We start from the raw sequence: 18,666 nt of genomic DNA, 5'->3' as shown, positions 1-18,666 counted from the left end.
CAGATTTCGAAGGACGGCTCCATGAGCACTGACACTCCTGATGTGGATGGCATCGCGGTCATCGGCCTGGGCGGCCGCCTGCCCGGCGCGAAGACCATCGCCGAGTTCTGGAAGAACCTCACCGGCGGCGTGGAGAGCATCACCTTCTTCACCGACGAGGAGCTCATCGCGGAGGGCGCCGACCCCGCCCTGGTGCGCGCCCCCAACTACGTGAAGGCCCGCGGCACGCTGGGCGACACGGACCTGTTCGACGCGGCCTTCTTCGGGATGAACCCCCGCGAGGCCGCGCTGATGGACCCGCAGCACCGCGTCTTCCTGGAGTGCGCGTGGGAGGCCATGGAGAGCGCCGGCTACAGCCCGGAGCGCCAGCCCGGCCGCGTGGGCGTGTTCGGCGGCATGAGCATGAACACGTACCTGCTCTCCAACCTGTACTCGCACCTGGCGCACGTCGCGGGCGTGGAGAGCCTCCAGGCGTCCATCGGCAACGACAAGGACAGCCTCACGACGGAGGTCGCGTACCGCATGGACCTGAAGGGCCCGGCCGTCACGGTCCAGTCCTCGTCCTCCACGTCGCTCACCTGCATCCACTACGCCTGCCAGAGCCTCCTGTCGTTCGAGTGCGACATGGCCCTGGCCGGCGGCGTGTCCATCCACTTCCCGGAGAAGGCGGGCTACCTGTACCACGAGGGCGGCACCACGGCGCCGGACGGCCACTGCCACACCTTCGACGCGGAGGCCGAGGGCTTCGTCGCGGGCCACGGCGCGGCGGTGGTCGCGCTCAAGCGCCTGTCGGACGCGCTCAAGGACGGCGACACCGTCTACGCGGTGGTGCGCGGCTCGGCGGTGAACAACGACGGCTCGCAGAAGGTCAGCTACATGGCCCCCGCCGTCGCGGGCCAGGCGGAGGTCATCGCGCTGGCGCAGGCGGTCGCGGGCGTGGCGCCGGACTCCATCGGCTACATCGAGGCCCACGGCACGGCCACCAAGGTCGGGGATCCCATCGAGGTCGCCGCGCTCACGCAGGCCTTCCGCCAGGGCACGGACAAGAAGAACTTCTGCGCGCTGGGCTCGGTGAAGAGCAACATCGGACACCTGGACTCGGCGGCGGGCGCGGTGGGCTTCATCAAGGCGGCCCTCACGCTGCACCACAAGCAGATCCCCCCCAGCCTCAACTTCAAGACGCCCAACCCCGCGTGCGACTTCCCCAACAGCCCGTTCTACGTGAACACGGAGCTGCGCGACTTCCCGCGCGGGGAGACGCCGCGCCGCGCGGGCATCACCTCGCTGGGCATGGGCGGCACCAACGCGCACGCCATCCTGGAGGAGGCGCCGGAGCTGCCCGCCACCGATAAGGCCCGCCTGCCCGCGCAGGTGGTGCTGTTGTCGGCGCGGACGGAGGGCTCGCTGGAGGTCGCCACGGACCGGCTGGCCGCCCACCTGCGCGAGAACCCGGACGTGGACCTGGCGGACGTGGCGCACACGCTCCAGCAGGGCCGCAAGCGCTTCGGCAAGCGCCGCGCGGTGGTGGCGCGCACCACCGCGGAGCTGGCCTCCGCGCTGGCGGAGCGCACGCCGGGCCGCGTCTTCTCCGGCAGCGCGGAGAACAGCGGCCGGCCGGTGATGTTCATGTTCTCCGGGCAGGGCTCGCAGTACGTGGACATGGGCCGCGAGCTGTATGAGACGGAGAGCGGCTTCCGCGCCCAGGTGGACACCTGCGCGGAGAAGCTCAAGCCGCACCTGGGCCTGGACCTGCGCACGGTGCTCTACCCGGCCGCGGAGGCTCGCGAGCTGGCGTCCGAGCGCCTCAAGCAGACGGGCCTCACCCAGCCCGCGCTGTTCGTCATCGAGTACGCGCTGGCGAAGCTCTGGGAGTCGTGGGGCGTGACGCCGCACGCGATGGTGGGTCACAGCATCGGCGAGTACGTGGCCGCGTGCCTCGCGGGCGTGTTCAGCCTGGACGACGCGCTGGCGCTGGTGGCGGCGCGCGGCCGGCTGATGCAGTCGCTGCCCGCGGGCGCCATGCTCGCGGTGTCCCTGCCGGAGGAGCACGTCACGCCCATGCTGCCCGAGGGCCTGTCCGTCGCTGCGGTGAACAGCCCGGCCACCTGCGTGGTCGCGGGCCCCACGCCGCGGGTGGACGCGTTCGTGGAGACGCTGAAGCTCCAGGGCCTGGCCTCGTCGCGGCTGCACACCTCGCACGCGTTCCACTCCGCGATGATGGACCCCATCCTGGACGCCTTCCGCGAGGCGGTGCGCAAGGTGGCCCGGAAGGCGCCCACGAAGCCCTACCTGTCCAACGTCACCGGCACCTGGGTGACGGCCGAGCAGGCCACGAGCCCCGACTACTGGGCGCAGCACCTGCGCGGCGCGGTGCGCTTCGCGGACGGCGTGGCGGAGCTGCTCAAGGAGTCCGACGCCATCCTGCTGGAGGTGGGCCCGGGCAACACGCTCGTCACGCTGGCCCGGCAGCACCCGGACAAGGGCGCGAAGCACGCGCTGCTCAACTCGCTGCGCCACCCGAAGGAGCAGGTCGCGGACCTGGACCACGTGCTGGCCACGCTGGGCCGGCTGTGGCTGGAGGGCGTGGAGGCGGACTGGGACGCGTTCCGTGGCGCGGAGAAGCGCCGCCGCATCGCGCTGCCCACGTCCCCCTTCGAGCGCCTGCGCCACTGGGTGGACCCGCGCAAGGAGGCCGCCGCCGACGGCGAGCGCGCCGAGTGGGCCTCCGCGGATCAGAAGCAGCCCGTGGCCCGCTGGTTCTACCTGCCGTCGTGGCAGCGCGCGCTGCCGTCGCCGCAGGGCACCTGGAGCGAGAAGAAGGCCACCTGGTGGCTGCTGCTCCCGGACGACGCCCACGAGGGCCTGGGCGCGCGGCTCGCGCTGAGGCTGGGCGAGGCCGGCCAGGACGTGGTGCGCATCACCCCGGCCGCCGTCACCGCGAAGCACGACGAGCACCACTGGTCGCTCGCGCTGGGCGGCGAGGCCACGGTGCTGGAGGCGCTCACCGCGCAGGGCCGCGCCCCGGACCACGTGCTGCACCTGGGCACGCTGGGCCTGGGGGACGCGCACGGCGAGGCGGACTTCGAGGCCGCGCTGGGCAAGGGCTTCCTCGGGCTGCTGTCCCTGGCGCAGGCCCTGGGCCGTCAGCCCGGCACGCGCCCCGTGTCGCTGGTCGCGGTGACGAACCGCATGCAGGCGCTGGGCGACGAGGCGCCGAACCCGGAGCTGGCCACGGTGCTGGGCCCGGTGCGGGTGATTCCCCAGGAGTACGGCCACCTGTCCGCGAAGGCCGTGGACGTGCGCCTGCCGGCGTCCGGCAGCTGGCAGGAGACGGCGCTGGTGGACGCCCTGCTGTCCGAGGCCGCCACGCCGTCCAAGCTGGAGACCGTCATCGCGTACCGGGGCGGGGCCCGCTGGGTCCAGCACTTCGAGCACGTGCCCGCGGACGCGCCGCGCGCCGCGCAGCTGCCCCTGCGCGATGGGGGCGTGTACCTGCTCATCGGCGGCTTCGGCACGCTGGGCTTCTCCCACGCCAGGTCGCTGGCGAAGCGCGCGAAGGCGAAGCTGGTGCTCGCGGGCCGCACGGCGCTGCCGGAGCGCTCGCGGTGGGACGCGCACCTCGCGGCCCACGGCGAGGAGGACGCCGCCTCCCGCCGCATCCGCCAGGTGCGGGAGCTGGAGGCGCTGGGCGCGCGGGTGCACACCGTCTGCGTGGACGCGGGCAACAAGGTCCAGGTGAAGGAGGCGGTGGACGCGGCGCTGGCCCACTTCGGCGCGCTGCACGGCGTGGTGTTCGCGGCGGGTGACGTGGGCCAGGCGCTCTTCCGCGCCATCCCGGACACGCGCCCCGAGGACGTGCGCGACACCTTCCACGGCCGCGTGCGCGGGCTGTACGCGCTGGAGGAGGCGCTGCGCGGACGCTCGCTGGACTTCTGCGTGCTGTCGTCGTCGCTGGCGGCGGTGCTGGGCGGCCTGGGCCTGGCGTCGTACTCGGCGGCCACGTCCTTCATGGACGCGTTCGCCACGAAGCAGGCGCAGACGTCGCCGGTGCCGTGGATGAGCGTGGGCTGGGACGCGTGGCAGTACGAGTCCCGCGCGGGCGGCGCGCAGAGCCCGTTCGGCGCGCTGGCCATCACCGCGGCGGAGGGCGAGGACGCCTTCGAGCAGCTCTTCCAGTTGGGCGCCGTGTCCCACGTGGCCGTGTCCACCAGCAACCTGCGCGCCCGCGCGCGCAAGTGGGCCCAGCCGGCCGCCGCGCAGGAGCAGGCGGAGCCGAAGCAGGAGGCGGGGCCGACCCTGGGCACCACGCCCCGGCCCGCGCTCCAGAACGCCTACGTGCCGCCCCGCGACGAGCTGGAGGAGAAGATCGCCCACCTCTGGCAGACGACGCTGGGCATCGACCAGGTCGGCGTGCACGACAACTTCTTCGAGCTGGGTGGCAACTCGCTCGTCGGCGTGAAGCTGATTGCCCGCGTGCGCGAGCAGTTCGGCGTCGCGCTGCCGGCCGTCACCCTCTATGAAGGCCCCACCGTGGGGGCGCTGGCGAAGCTGCTCAAGGCCGCCAGCGGCACCGAGGACACGGACGCCGCGCCCGAGGAGACCGAGGCGCTCAGCCGCGGGGAGCGCCGCCGCGCGCGCCGCGCGAACCGCCGGGGCGACACCGCCTCCGACGAGGAGTAGCCGTCCCTCCCTCCACCTTTCGAAGCCCGAGCACACCCCATGTCCGCTGAATCGAACATCGACGCGCAGGCCATCGCCATCGTCGGCATGGCCGGACGTTTCCCCGGCGCCCCCGACCTGGACACCTTCTGGAAGAACCTGCGCGACGGCGTGGAGTCCATCCAGCCGGTGCCCGACGCGGAGCTGGAGAGGCTGGGCGTGGACCCCGTCCTGCGCAAGGACCCGCGCCACGTGAAGGTCAGCGCCGCGTTGGCCGGCATGGAGCTGTTCGACGCGGGCTTCTTCGGCTACACGCCCCGCGAGGCGGAGCTGATGGACCCGCAGCACCGCGTCTTCCTGGAGTGCGCGTGGGAGGCGCTGGAGAAGGCGGGCCACACGTCGGAGGGCTTCGACGGCCCCATCGGCGTGTTCGCGGGCGCGGCCACCAACACGTACCTGGTGTTCCACCTGGTCCCCAACTTCGACCAGCTGAGCGGCATGGACCAGGTGCAGGTGGACGTGAACAACGGCAGCGACTTCCTCGCCACCCGCGTCGCGTACAAGCTCAACCTGCGCGGCCCCAGCTACTCCATCACCAGCGCGTGCTCCACGTCGCTCGTGGCCACGCACGCGGCCTGCCAGAGCCTCTTGAATGAAGAGTGCGACCTGGCGCTCGCGGGCGGCGTGTCCGTGCACGTGAAGCACCCGGAGGGCTACCCCTTCGTGCCCGGCGGCATCGTGTCCCCGGACGGCCACTGCCGCGCGTTCGACGCGAAGGCGGAGGGCACGGTGTTCGGCAGCGGCGTGGGCGTGGTGGTGCTCAAGCGGCTGGCGGACGCCATCGCCGACGGCGACCACATCCACGCCGTCATCAAGGGCAGCGCCATCAACAACGACGGCGCGCTGAAGGTGGGCTTCACCGCCCCCAGCGTGGAGGGGCAGGCCACGGTCATCCAGGAGGCCCTGGGCGCCGCGGGCGTGGCGCCGGAGACCATCGGCTACCTGGAGGCGCACGGCACCGGCACGAAGATGGGCGACCCCATCGAGGTGCGCGCGCTCAACAAGGCGTTCAAGTTCCGCTCGGCGGCGGCCAAGGCGGACCCGCCGAGGATTCCGGTGGGCTCGCTCAAGAGCAACATCGGCCACCTGGCCAACGCGGCCGGCGTGTCCAGCCTCATCAAGGCGGTGCTGACGCTGGAGCACCGGCAGATTCCGCCCAGCCTGCACGTGACGGAGGTGAACCCGGAGATTCCGTTCGCGGGCGGCCCGTTCTTCGTCAACACGAAGCTCGCCGAGTGGCAGGCGAACCCCAGGCACCCGCGCCGCGCGGGCGTCAGCTCCTTCGGCGTGGGCGGCACCAACGCGCACATCGTCCTGGAGGAGGCCCCCGCCCTCCCGCCGTCCGGCGCGTCCCGGCCCGCGCAGCTGCTGGTGCTGTCCGCGAAGAGCGACGCGGCGCTGGACGCGGCCACGAAGAACCTGGCCGCGCACCTGAAGGCGAGCCCCGCGCAGGCGCTGGCGGACGTGGCCTTCACGCTCCAGACGGGCCGTCAGGCCATGGCGAAGCGGCGCGTGCTGGTGTGCCGCGACCGCGACGACGCGCTCGCCGCGCTGGAGGCGGAGAACGGCCCCCGCCTGTGGACGAACGCGCCGGACGTGCATGAGCGGCCGGTGGCCTTCCTGTTCCCCGGCCAGGGCTCGCAGTACGTGGGCATGGCGCGCGACCTGTACGCGTCCGAGCCGACCTTCAAGCGGCACCTGGACGCGTGCGCGGACAAGCTGACGCCGCACCTGGGCCTGGACCTGCGCACGGTCCTCTTCCCGGAGTCCTCCCGGGCGGAGGCCGCGACGCAGGCGCTGACGCGCACGGAGCTGACGCAGCCCGCGCTCTTCGCCGTGGAGTACGCGCTGGCGAAGCTGTGGATGGCCTGGGGCGTGAAGCCCTCCGCGATGCTGGGGCACAGCATCGGCGAGTACGTGGCCGCGTGCCTCGCGGGCGTGTTCAGCCTGGACGACGCGCTGGCCCTGGTGGCCGCGCGCGGCAAGCTGATGCAGGGGCTGCCCTCGGGCGCCATGCTGTCCGCGAAGCTGGAGGAGGCCGCGCTCAAGCCGCTGCTGCCCGCGAGCGTCAGCGTGGCGGCGGTGAACGCGCCGGGCTTCACCGTCGTGGCGGGCCCCACCGACGCGGTGGACGCGCTCCAGGCGAAGCTGGAGGCGCAGGGCGTGGAGGTGTCGCGGCTGCACACCTCGCACGCGTTCCACTCCGCGATGATGGACCCCATCCTCGCGCCCTTCACCGAGCGCGTGCGCCAGGTGAAGCTCCACGCGCCCACCCTGCCCTTCCTGTCCAACGTGACGGGCACCTGGATCGAGGCGGCGCAGGCGACCGACCCGGGCTACTGGGCCACGCACCTGCGCCAGGCCGTGCGCTTCTCCGCGGGCCTCCAGGAGCTGTCGCGCAAGTGGCCGCAGGCGGCCCTGCTGGAGGTGGGCCCCGGCACGGTGCTCACCACGCTGGCGAGGCAGCAGCCGGGCGCGGAAGCGCGCGTGCTCGCGTCCTCCACGCGCCACCCGCGCGAGCAGACGCCGGACCTCCCGGTGCTCCTGGGCGCGCTGGGACGGCTGTGGCTGGGCGGCGTGACGGTGGACTGGAAGGGCTTCGCGGCCCACGAGCAGCGCCGCCGCGTGCCGCTGCCCACCTACCCCTTCCAGCGCGAGCGCTACTGGATCGACGCGAGGCCCCTGGGCGGTGGCGCCCGCGCGGACGCGCCCGCGGCGCTGGCGAAGCGCCCGGACGTGGCGGACTGGTTCTACGCGCCCTCGTGGAAGCTGTCGCCGCTGGCCCGCGCGAAGGACGCGGCGGGCGCGGGGTGGCTGGTGCTCGCGGACGACACCGGCGTGGCGGAGGCCCTGGCGCCCAAGCTGGGCGGGGACGTCTTCCGCGTCGTCCCCGGCGCGCGCTTCGAGCAGCGCCCGGACGGCACCTTCACGGTGGACCCGGCGCGCCGCGAGGACTACTGCGCGGTGCTGGAGGCGCTGAGGAAGCAGGGCCGCGCGTTCGCGAACGTGGTGCACCTGTGGAGCCTGTCGCGCGAGCCCGTCTCCCAGGAGAGGGCGCTGGACGTGGGCTTCCACAGCCAGCTGTTCCTCGCCCGCGCCCTGGGCGACACGGGCCACCTGGCGCCGCTCGCCTGGTCCGTGGTGACCAGCCGCTCCGCCCGCGTGGAGCAGGCGGACGCGCAGCTGCCGGAGCAGGCCCTGCTGGTGGGCCCCTCGCGCGTGCTGCCGCAGGAGTACCCGAACCTCTCCTGCCGCTTCGTGGACGTGGTGCCCGGCGACGCGGGCGCGGTGGCGGACCGGCTGGCCGCGGAGCTGCGCGCGGAAGCGCGTGACGCGGTGGTGGCCCTGCGTGGCCGCCAGCGCTGGGTGCAGACCTTCGAGCCCGTGCGCCTGGAGGCGGCCGGCGCGCAGGCGCTGCGCGACGGCGGCGCCTACCTCATCACGGACGGCCTCACCGGCATCGGCCACGCGCTGGCGTCCGAGCTGGCCACGGCGCACCACGCGAAGCTGACCCTGGTGGAGACGGCGGACTTCCCCAGCCGCGGCCAGTGGACGGCGTGGGTGGAGAAGCACGGCGTGCAGGACGCGGTGTCCCGCCGCATCCAGCGCGCGCTGGCCCTGGAGCGCACGGGCGTGGAGCTGCTGGTGCTGCCGGCGTCCCTCACCGACGTGGAGTCCATGCGCGGCGTGGTGGAGGCGACGGTGGCGCGCTTCGGCCACATCGACGGCGTCATCCACGCGGCGGGCGGCATGCAGGGCGCCACGCTGGGCACCATCGCGGAGACGGGCCCGGACGAGTGCGCCTGGCACTTCCGCCCGCAGGTGCACGGCGTGCGGGTGCTGGCGCAGGTGCTGCCCAAGGAGGGCCCCGCGTTCTGCCTCCTCGTGTCGTCGCTGTCGTCCGTGCTGGGCGGCCTGGGCCAGGTGGCGCAGGCCTCCGCCAGCGCCTTCATGGACGCGTTCGCGGAGGCGGGCACGGAGGGCTTCGCCTACCCGTGGCTGAGCGTGGACTGGGACGCGTGGCAGTTCGCGGACGCGCAGGCCATGGCGGAGCTGTCCCCCGCGCTGGCCCAGTTCGCCATCCAGCCCGCCGAAGGCCTGGAGGCGCTGCGCCGCGCGCTGGCGCACGGCGAGGGCGGCCGGCTGGCCGTCTCCACGGGGGACCTGGCCGCGCGTCGCCGTCAGGGCCCTCGCGCCGCGAAGACGGAGCAGGGCAAGAAGGACGCGGCGAAGGGCAAGCACGCCCGGCCCGCCATCCTCACGCCCTACGCCGCGCCTCGCACGGAGTTGGAGAAGACCGTCGCGGGCATCTGGGAGCAGGTGCTGGGCATCGACGGCATCGGCATCCACGACAACTTCTTCGAGCTGGGCGGCCACTCGCTGCTGGCCACGCAGCTGCGCAACCACATCCACGCGGTGCTGAAGGTGGACCTGTCGCTGCGCGGCCTCTTCGAGACGCCCACCGTGGCCGGCGTGGCCGGGCGCGTGGAGCAGGAGCTGGGCAAGCGCGCGGCCTCCACGGAGAAGCCCATCGCGGAGCGCCTGCGCACCGCGTTCCCCACCGAGCGCCCCGCCCTGCTCACCGAGTACCTGCGCCACCACATCTCGGAGGGCCTGCGCATCCCGGTGGAGCAGCTGCCCGCCGACGGCAGCCTCCAGGGCTACGACCTGCACGCGCTGGGCGCGGAGCTGGAGTACGACCTGCGGCAGGACTTCAAGTTCCAGCTCTACCCGCACGAGGTGCAGGCGCACCCGTCCATCCCGGAGCTGTCCAGGTACCTGCTGGTGGAGATGGACCGGCTCCAGGACCCGCAGCGCTTCGCGGAGAACAAGCCGCTGTCCGCGTATCCGCTGAAGCCCTACCGCGCCCGGACGTCCGGCGCGCAGCGCACCCACACGGCGAAGAAGAACCCGCCCATGGTGTTCGTGCACTCCAGCCCGCGCGCGGGCTCCACGCTGTTCCGCGTGATGCTCGCCGGGCACCCGCGCCTGTTCTGCCCGCCGGAGGTGAACCTGCTCTTCTTCGAGAGCATGCGCGAGTGGCGCCAGAACATCGGCTTCGGCAGCGAGATGGAGTGGACCACGGGCGGCCTCCAGTGGGCGCTCATGGAGCTGGAGAAGCTGGACTCGCCCGCCGGCGCCGCGCTGGTGGACCGGCTGGTCGCGGAGGACGTGTCCGCGCAGGACGTCTACCGCCGCTTGCAGGAGAGGGCCTCGCCCCGGCTGCTCGTGGACAAGACGCCCACCTACGCCATGGACGTGGAGACGCTGGAGCGCGCGGAGCGGATGTTCGAGGGCAACAAGTACATCTACCTCTACCGCCACCCGCTCCCGGTGATGGAGTCCATCCTCCGGATGCGCTTCGACCGCCTCTTCGCCGCCGGCCTCTTCGGCGACGCGGACGTGGACCCCTACGTGGTGGCGGAGACGGTGTGGGCCCTGTCCAACCGCAACCTGCTCAACTTCTTCGACGGCATCGGCCGCGAGCGCTGCCACTGGGTGCGCTACGAGGACCTGGTCGCGGACCCCACGAAGGTGATGACCGGCGTGGCCCACTTCCTGGGGCTCGAGTTCGACGAGCGCATGGTCCAGCCCTACGACGGCAAGAAGGACCGCATGATGGGCGGCCTGGGCGACCCCAACATCCTCCAGCACCAGGGCATCGAGAAGAAGATGGGCGAGTCCTGGAAGCGCATCAAGTGGCCGCGCGCCTTCGACGCCTCCACCCACGCGGTCATCGAGCGGCTGGGCTACTCCGTGGAGGGCGCCACGCCCGCGCAGGCCCCCGTGGCCGCGCCGGTGGCCACGCCCACCGCCAAGCAGAAGGTGACGGCGGCGGAGGCGGAGAAGCTGCTGGAGAACATGGACCAGCTGTCGGACGAACAGGTGGCGGAGCTGCTCGCGATCCTGGAGGACGCGGGCGGCGGTGACGGTGGTGGCAGCAGCAGCGGCGAGGACGCAGCCTGAACATGACGCCCGAAGAGAAGCGAGCACGCCTGGCCCAGCTCCTGAAGGACAAGTCGCGCCCCGCCGCGAAGCAGGCGCCCCTGTCCTTCGCGCAGGAGCGGATGTGGTTCCTGGACAAGTGGAGCCCCGGCAGCGCGGCCTTCCACATGCCCACCGCGGTGCGCCTGACGGGCGCGGTGGACACGGACGCGCTGCGCCGCGCCCTGGCCCTGCTGGTGGAGCGGCACGACACGCTGCGCACCACCTTCCAGGAGCGCGAGGGCGGCGCCGCGCAGGTCATCGCCGCCACGGGCGAGGTGCCGCTGGAGGTGATGGACCTCCAGGGACTGCCGGTGACCGAGCGCGAGGCCGAGGCCCAGCGGCGCGTCGTCACGCTCGCGCAGCAGCCCTTCAGCCTGGAGCAGGGCCCGCTGCTGCGCGCGGTGCTGATGCTGCTGGGCAACGGTGAGCAGGTGCTGCTGGTGGATCAGCACCACATCGTCTCCGACGGCTGGTCCATGGGCGTGCTCGTGCACGAGCTGGCGGTGCTGTACCGCGCGTGCCTGGAGGGCCAGCCCTCGCCGCTCAAGCCCCTGCCCCTGCAGTACGCGGACTGGGCGGCGTGGCAGAGGGAGTGGCTCCAGGGCGCGGAGCTGGAGCGCCAGCTCACCTACTGGAAGAACCGCCTCAACCCCAACGCGCTGCTGGATCTGCCCCAGGACAAGCCGCGCCCGGCGCTGATGAGCTCCAGGGGCGAGCGGCAGGTGATGCACCTGTCCCCCGCCCTCACCCAGGCGCTCAAGGCGCTCGGCCAGCGCGAGGGCCGCACGCTCTTCGTGACGCTGCTGTCCGCCTTCAACGTGCTCCTGTCCCGCTACACGGGCCAGGACGACATCGTGGTGGGCACGCCCATCGCGGGCCGGCCGCGCGCGGAGGTGGAGGGGCTCATCGGCCTGTTCGTGAACATGCTGGCGCTGCGCTCGGACCTGTCCGGCAGGCCCACGTTCCAGGAGCTGCTCAACCGCGTCCACGAGTCCACGCTGGACGCCTACGCGCACCAGGACATCCCCTTCGAGCGGCTGGTGGACGCGCTCAAGCCGGAGCGGCACCTCAGCCACTCGCCCATCTTCCAGGTGATGTTCGTCCTCCAGAACGCGCCCATGCCGGCCCTGGAGGCCCCGGGCGTGGTGATGGAGGCGAAGCCGGTGGACACCGGCACGACGAAGTACGACCTGTCGCTCCTGCTGGTGGACCTGCCGCAGGGCCTGCGCGTCACCGCCGAGTACAGCACCGACCTCTTCGAGCGCTCCACGGCGGAGCGGCTCCTGGGCCACTACCTGACGCTGCTCGAAGGCGTCGTCGCGCGGCCGGACGCGCCCATCTCCCACCTGCCCCTCCTGCCCGAGGCCGAGCGCCAGCGCGTGCTGAAGGACTGGAACGACACCGCCGTCGCGCACCCGAAGGACGCGACGCTCACGTCGCTCATCGAGGCGCAGGTGGCGCGCACGCCGGACGCCGTCGCCCTGGAGTTCGAGGGCCGCCGCCTCACCTACCGCGAGCTGGACGCCCGCGCGAACCAGCTGGCGCACGCGCTGCGCAGGCACGGCGTGGGGCCGGAGGTCCGCGTGGGCCTGTGCGTGGAGCGCTCGCTGGAGCTGGTGGTGGGCCTCCTGGGCACGCTGAAGGCGGGCGGCGCGTACGTGCCGCTGGACCCGGGCTATCCGCAGGAGCGCCTGGGCTGGATGCTGGAGGACGCGCGGCCGCCGGTGCTGCTGGTGCAGGAGCGGCTGCTGGCGCGGCTGCCCGCGTCGGACGCGAAGGTGGTGAAGCTGGACACGGGCTGGGAGGAGCTCGCCCGCGAGCCCACCACCGCGCCCGCGCCCACCGCGACGCCGGACTCGCTGGCGTACATCATCTTCACGTCCGGCAGCACGGGCCGCCCCAAGGGCGCGATGAACGCGCACGGCCCGGTGGTGAACCGCCTCTTGTGGATGCAGTCCGCCTACCGGCTCACGCCCCAGGACGTGGTGCTCCAGAAGACGCCCTTCAGCTTCGACGTGTCCGTCTGGGAGTTCTTCTGGCCGCTGATGACGGGGGCGAAGCTGGTGGTCGCGAAGCCCGGCGGGCACCAGGACCCGGGCTACCTCAAGGCGCTGATCGCCTCCGCGTCCGTCACCACGCTGCACTTCGTGCCCTCCATGCTCCAGGCCTTCCTGGACGAGCCGGGCGTGGCGGAGTGCGCGTCGCTCAAGCGCGTGGTGTGCAGCGGCGAGGCGCTGCCCCTGGAGCTGAAGGAGCTGTGCCTGCGCACGCTGCCCGGCGCGGGGCTGCACAACCTCTACGGCCCCACCGAGGCCGCGGTGGACGTGACGTTCCACGCGTGCAGGGCCCACGACGGCCGCCGCTCCGTGCCCATTGGCCGGCCGGTGGACAACACCCAGCTCCGCATCCTGGACGCGGAGCTCCAGCCGGTGCCCCAGGGCGCGGCGGGCGAGCTCTACATCGGCGGCGTGCAGGTGGGGCGCGGCTACCTGGCGCGGCCCTCGCTCACCGCGGAGCGCTTCCTCCCGGACCCGTACGCGACGGCGCCGGGCGCGCGCATGTACCGCACGGGCGACGTGGCGCGGTGGCTCCCGGACGGCGAGCTGGAGTACCTGGGCCGCGCGGACTTCCAGGTGAAGCTCCGCGGCCTGCGCATCGAGCTGGGGGAGATCGAGTCCTCGCTGGAGAAGCACCCCACGGTGCGCCAGGCGGTGGTGCTCGCGCGCGAGGACCGGCCGGGCCAGAAGCGGCTGGTGGCCTACGTCACCGGCAAGGACGCGAAGCCGGAGGGCGCGGCGCTGCGCGCCTACCTGCTGGAGCGGCTGCCCGAGTACATGGTCCCCTCCAACATCGTGGTGCTGGAGCGCATGCCGCTCAGCCCCAACGGCAAGGCGGACCGCAAGGCGCTGCCCGCGCCGGAGGCCGGCGGCGCGGATCCGTCCCGTCCCTTCGTGGCGCCGGGGACGGCCATCGAGCAGCAGCTCGCCCAGGCCTGGAGGGACCTGCTCCACGTGGAGCGGGTGGGCCTGGATGACCCCTTCTTCGAGCTGGGCGGCAACTCGCTGCTCGCGCTCCAGCTCCACCGCCGGCTGACGGCGGAGCTGGGCGTGACGCTGGCGCTCACGGACCTCTTCCAGTACCCCACCGTGCGGGCGCTGGCGGCGCGGCTGTCGCGCCGGGAGGACACGCCCTCGGAGGACGCGGCGCAGGCGGGCCGCTCCCGTGCCGAGGCGCGACGCACGGTCAACCGCCGCGCGGCGGCCTCGCGCGGTCGGGTGGAAACGGATGGAGACGCGGATGAGTGACGCAGTGGGTGGTGGCGAGGAGCGCATCGCGATCGTCGGCCTGTCGGGCCGCTTCCCGGGTGCGCAGACGCTGGAGGGCTTCTGGGAGATGCTCCGCCGTGGCGGCGACGCGCGCCGCGTGCCCACGGACGCGGAGCTGGACGAGGCGGGCGTCCCGCAGGCCCTGCGCGCCCACCCGCAGTGGGTGCGCTCCAGCTACGTGCTGGAGGGCGCGACGGACTTCGACGCGGGCCTCTTCGGCTACAGCCCGCGCGAGGCGGAGCTGATGGACCCCCAGCAGCGCATCTTCATGGAGTGCGCGTGGGAGTCGCTGGACAACGCCGGCTACGACCCGGGCCGCTTCAAGGGCGCGGTGGCCGTCTACGCGAGCGTGAGCCTCAGCTCGTACCTGCTGCGCGCGCTGATGCGGCAGCCGGACCTGATGGACGCTGCGGGCTCGTTCGGCGTGATGCTGGCCAACGACAAGGACTACGTGGCGACGCGCGTGTCCCACCGCCTGGGCCTGCGCGGCCCCTCCGCGACGGTGCAGACGGCGTGCTCCAGCTCGCTGGTGGCGCTCCACCTGGCGTGCCAGAGCCTGCTGTCCGGCGAGAGCGACATGGCGCTCGCGGGCGGCGCATCCGTGTCCTTCCCGCAGGCGGCGGGCTACCTCTACCAGGAGGGGATGATCTTCTCGCCGGACGGCTACTGCCGCGCGTTCGACGCGAAGGCCAACGGCACGGTGCGCGGCGCGGGCGCGGCGGTGGTGGTGCTCAAGCGCCTGTCGGACGCGCTGAAGGACGGCGACACCGTCCACGGCGTGCTGCTGGGCACGGCGGTGAACAACGACGGCGCGGGCAAGGTGGGCTTCACCGCGCCCAGCGTGGAGGGCCAGGCCGCGGTCATCGCGGAGGCCCTGGCCATCTCCGGCGTCACCCCGGACGACATCCAGTACGTGGAGGCCCACGCCACGGGCACCCCGCTGGGCGACCCGATTGAAGTGGCCGCGCTCAACCAGGCCTTCGGCGGCAAGGAGACGGGCCAGCAGCGCGTGGCGCTGGGCTCGCTCAAGGCGGCCATCGGCCACCTGGACGCGGCGGCCGGCATCGCGGGCGTGGTGAAGACGGTGCTCGCCATGGAGCACGGCGAGATCCCCGCGAGCCCCCACTTCCAGCAGCCCAACCCCGTCATCGACTTCGACGCGGGGCCCTTCTTCGTGCCCTCGCAGCCCCGGCCGTGGACGTCCCCCCACGGGCCGCGCCGCGCGGGCGTGAGCGCCTTCGGCATCGGCGGCACCAACGCGCACGTCATCCTGGAGGAGGCCCCGAAGCCGGCCGCCCCCGCGCCGTCGCGCCGCGCGTGGCACCTGCTGCCCCTGTCCGCCCGCACGCCCGCGGCGCTGGACGCGGCGACGGAGCGGCTGGCCGCGCACCTGGACGCGCACCCGAGCGTGTCCCTCGCGGACGTGGCCTACACGCTCCAGGTGGGACGCCACGCGCACGAGCACCGCCGCGCGGTGGTGGTGAAGGACGTGGCGGACGCGAAGGCGGCGCTGCGGGACGCCCGGCGGCTGTTGGGCGGCTCCGGCACCAACACGCGCCGGCCGGTGGTGTTCCTCTTCTCCGGCCAGGGCTCGCAGTACGTGGACATGGGCCGGGGCCTCTACGAGCAGGAGCCCGCCTTCCGCGCGGAGGTGGACGCCTGCGCGCAGAAGCTCGAGCCGCACCTGGGGCTGGACCTGCGCGCGGTGCTCTACCCGCCCGCCGACGGGCGCGAGAAGGCCACCGAGCAGCTCAAGCAGACGTCCCTCACGCAGCCCGCGCTGTTCGTCATCGAGTACGCGCTGGCGAAGCTGTGGGCGTCCTGGGGCGTGACGCCGCAGGCGATGGTGGGCCACAGCATCGGTGAGTACGTGGCCGCGTGCCTGTCCGGCGTGTTCAGCCTGGACGACGCGCTGGCGCTGGTGGCCACGCGCGGCCGGCTGATGCAGTCGCTGCCCGCGGGCGCCATGCTGTCCGTGCGGATGACGCCGGAGGCGCTGGCGCCGCTGCTGGACGCGCGCATCTCCGTGGCGGCGGTGAACGCGCCGGGCTTCACCGTCGTGGCCGGCCCCTCGGACGCGGTGGACGCGCTCCAGGCGAAGCTGGAGGCGCGGCAGGTGGAGGTGTCGCGGCTGCACACCTCGCACGCGTTCCACTCCCACATGATGGACCCCATCGTGGAGGAGTTCCGCCAGGCGGTGGCGAAGGTCGCGCGCAAGGAGCCGAAGGACCTCTACCTGTCCAACGTCACCGGCACCTGGGTGACGCGCGAGGACGCGGTGAGCCCGGCGTACTGGGCCCGCCACCTGCGCGACGCCGTGCGCTTCCAGGACTCGGCGACGCTGCTGTTGAACGACCCCGAGCACGTCTTCCTGGAGGTCGGCCCCGGCAACGCGCTGGCCACGCTGGTGCGCCGCAACGCGCAGGAGGGCACCTTCCCGGCCATCCTCACGACGCTGCCGTCGCCGCGCGACGCGCAGCAGGACGCGCTCACGCACGCCGCGGACGCGTTCGCGAGGCTGTGGCTCGCGGGCGCGAAGACGACCGCCGGCCGCGTCTACAAGGGCGAGCCCCGCCGCCGCGTCCCCCTGCCCGCCTACCCCTTCCAGCGCGAGCGCTACGACCTGCTCAAGGGCCCGCCGCCCGCGCTGCCGCGCGCCCCTGTCGCCGCGCGGGCCGGCGCGGCGCAGGGGGTGGAGCTGACCGTGCCCGCGTGGCCGCGCACGCGGGCCTCGCCGCGGGTGCCGTCGCTGGCCGGCCAGCGCTGGCTGGTGCTGGAGGCGGACACGCCGGTGGCCGCGCGCGTGGCGGAGCGGCTGCGCCAGGCGGGCGCGGACGTGGTGTCGCTCGTGGCGGGCCAGGGCGCGTCGGACCCGGTGACGAAACGGTTCGCCGTGGATCCCGCCACCCCGGACGCGCTGGGGGAGCACCTGGAGCGCCTGCGCGGCGAGGCGTGGACGCCCGAGCACATCGCGTACCTGTGGCCGCTGGTGAGGGAGCCGCGCGACCTGGAGTCGGGGCTCGCGACGTCGTTCCACGGGCTGCTCGCGCTGGCGAGGGCGGTGGGTCCGGGCGCGGCGAAGACGCCCGTGGCGCTGGACGTGGTGACCACTGGCGCCCAGGACGTCACGGGCGAGGAGCCGCTGCTGCCCTGGCAGTCGGCCGCCGTGGGCGCCAGCCGCGTGCTGCCGCAGGAGTACCCCGGCCTCGCCGTGCGCGCCGTCGACGTCACCTGGCCCGCGCCGGACGAGTCCGCGTCGGGCCCGTGGCTGGAGCGGCTGGTGGCGGAGCTGGCCACCGGCAGGGACGAGGTGGTCGCGCTGCGCGGCCCATACCGGCACGTCGAGGCGTTCGAGGCCATCGACGTCCCGGTCGCCGCGGGCACCGGCACCGAGGCGCAGGGCGCGCCCACGGGCGCCATGTCCGGTGGCTCCGCCCGGGGCGGACTCAAGGACGGCGGCGTCTACGTCATCGTCGGTGGCCTGGGCCGCGTGGGGCTCGCGCTCGCGGAGCAGCTCGCGCAGGCGGTGAAGCCGAAGCTCGTGCTGCTGTCGCGCCGCACGCTGCCCGCCCCCGAGGAGTGGGACGCGTGGCGCGCGGGCCATGACGCGCAGGACGCGACGTCCAGGGCCATCGACCGGCTGCGCGCGCTGGAGCGCGCGGGCGCGCAGGTGCTGGCGCTGCGCGCGGACGCGGGCGCTCCGGGTCAGCTGGACAAGGCGCTCCAGGTCGCGGAGGCGAAGCTCGGCCGCATCGACGGCGTCTTCTACACGGCGGGCGACGGCGGCATGGCCACCCGCATCTCCGTGGCCGAGTCCACGCCCGAGTCCACCACCCCGCTGCTGGCCGGCCGCCTGGGGGGCCTCACGCAGCTCGCGGAGGCCCTGTCGTCGCGGCGTCCGGACTTCGTCGTGGTGCAGTCCTCCCTCACCGTGGTGCTGGGCGGCATGGCGGTCAGCGCGGTGGCGGCGGCGCACGCCGGCATGGACGCGGTGGCGACCCGCCAGGCCCGGCTGGGCGGCGCCCGCTGGTACACCGTGGACTGGGACGTGTGGGGCGTGGGCGAGGGCTTCCGGCCCGACGCCGTCATCTCCCCCGCCGAGGGCTTCCGCCTCCTCAGCGCGCTGCTCACCCAGCCCACCGGGGGGCGCTTCCTCGCGTCCCTGGGCTCGCTGGAGGCGCGGCGTCAGGTGGCGCGCGAAGGCACCGCCGCCACCCGCGCGGGCGGCGGCGCCAGCGGCAAGCACCCGCGGCCCCCGCTGGCCAACGCCTTCGTCGCCCCGCGCGACGAGACCGAGGAGAAGGTCGCCGCCCTCTGGCAGGACCTGCTGGGCGTGGAGTCGGTGGGCATCACCGACAACTTCTTCGAGCTGGGCGGCCACTCGCTCCTGGGCGTGCAGCTCCTGTCGCGCATCCGCGAGACCTTCCAGGTCGAGCTGTCCATGCGCGCCCTCTTCGAGTCCCCCACCGTGGAGGTGATGACGGTGGCCATCGTGGAGGCGAGCGCCGCCCAGCTCGACCCCGAAGCCCTGGAAGCCATGCTCGCGGAGCTGGAGCAGGGCTGAGCCCCTTGAGGAACGCCGGCCCGCGCGCCCTCCCGTAGTACCGTGCGCGGGCCCCTGACCCTCCTGCCC

General features: G+C 73.7%; 4 protein-coding genes. All 4 read left to right on the top strand.

Annotated features, from left to right (window positions below; genetic code table 11):
- The first annotated feature begins 21 nt into the window (after positions 1-21).
- The 4 genes from U8525_RS16390 to U8525_RS16375 are packed head-to-tail and all read left to right on the top strand — an operon-like array spanning position 22 to position 18,597.
- Positions 22-4,680 (top strand): SDR family NAD(P)-dependent oxidoreductase, encoded by a 4,659-nt coding sequence (locus tag U8525_RS16390; RefSeq protein WP_374266646.1) that lies wholly within the window; start codon positions 22-24, stop codon positions 4,678-4,680.
- Positions 4,681-4,719: 39 nt separating this feature from the next.
- Positions 4,720-10,686, top strand: coding sequence for a beta-ketoacyl synthase N-terminal-like domain-containing protein (locus U8525_RS16385; protein WP_374266644.1), 5,967 nt, complete (start codon positions 4,720-4,722; stop codon positions 10,684-10,686).
- A 2-nt stretch (positions 10,687-10,688) separates the two neighbouring features.
- The gene (locus U8525_RS16380) at positions 10,689-14,012 is read left to right on the top strand and encodes an amino acid adenylation domain-containing protein (protein WP_374266642.1); all 3,324 of its coding nucleotides are present in this window, start codon (positions 10,689-10,691) and stop codon (positions 14,010-14,012) included.
- Positions 14,005-18,597, top strand: a complete 4,593-nt coding sequence (locus tag U8525_RS16375) for a beta-ketoacyl synthase N-terminal-like domain-containing protein (RefSeq protein ID WP_374266640.1) — start codon at positions 14,005-14,007, stop codon at positions 18,595-18,597. The genes U8525_RS16380 and U8525_RS16375 overlap by 8 nt, the downstream gene beginning before the upstream one ends.
- Positions 18,598-18,666: the final 69 nt, after the last annotated feature.

The sequence above is a fragment of the Corallococcus sp. RDP092CA genome, assembly GCF_041903675.1.
Classification (GTDB): Bacteria; Myxococcota; Myxococcia; order Myxococcales; family Myxococcaceae; genus Corallococcus.
Note: the sequence above shows the minus strand (reverse complement) of the source record. Positions and strands in the feature narration are given on the sequence as shown.

Bases quoted from the DNA above. Each gene is read 5' to 3' on its own strand.
- U8525_RS16390 (WP_374266646.1), top strand. From the start codon at position 22: ATGAGCACTGACACTCCTGATGTGGATGGCATCGCGGTCATCGGCCTG.
- U8525_RS16385 (WP_374266644.1), top strand. From the start codon at position 4,720: ATGTCCGCTGAATCGAACATCGACGCGCAGGCCATCGCCATCGTCGGC.
- U8525_RS16380 (WP_374266642.1), top strand. From the start codon at position 10,689: ATGACGCCCGAAGAGAAGCGAGCACGCCTGGCCCAGCTCCTGAAGGAC.
- U8525_RS16375 (WP_374266640.1), top strand. From the start codon at position 14,005: ATGAGTGACGCAGTGGGTGGTGGCGAGGAGCGCATCGCGATCGTCGGC.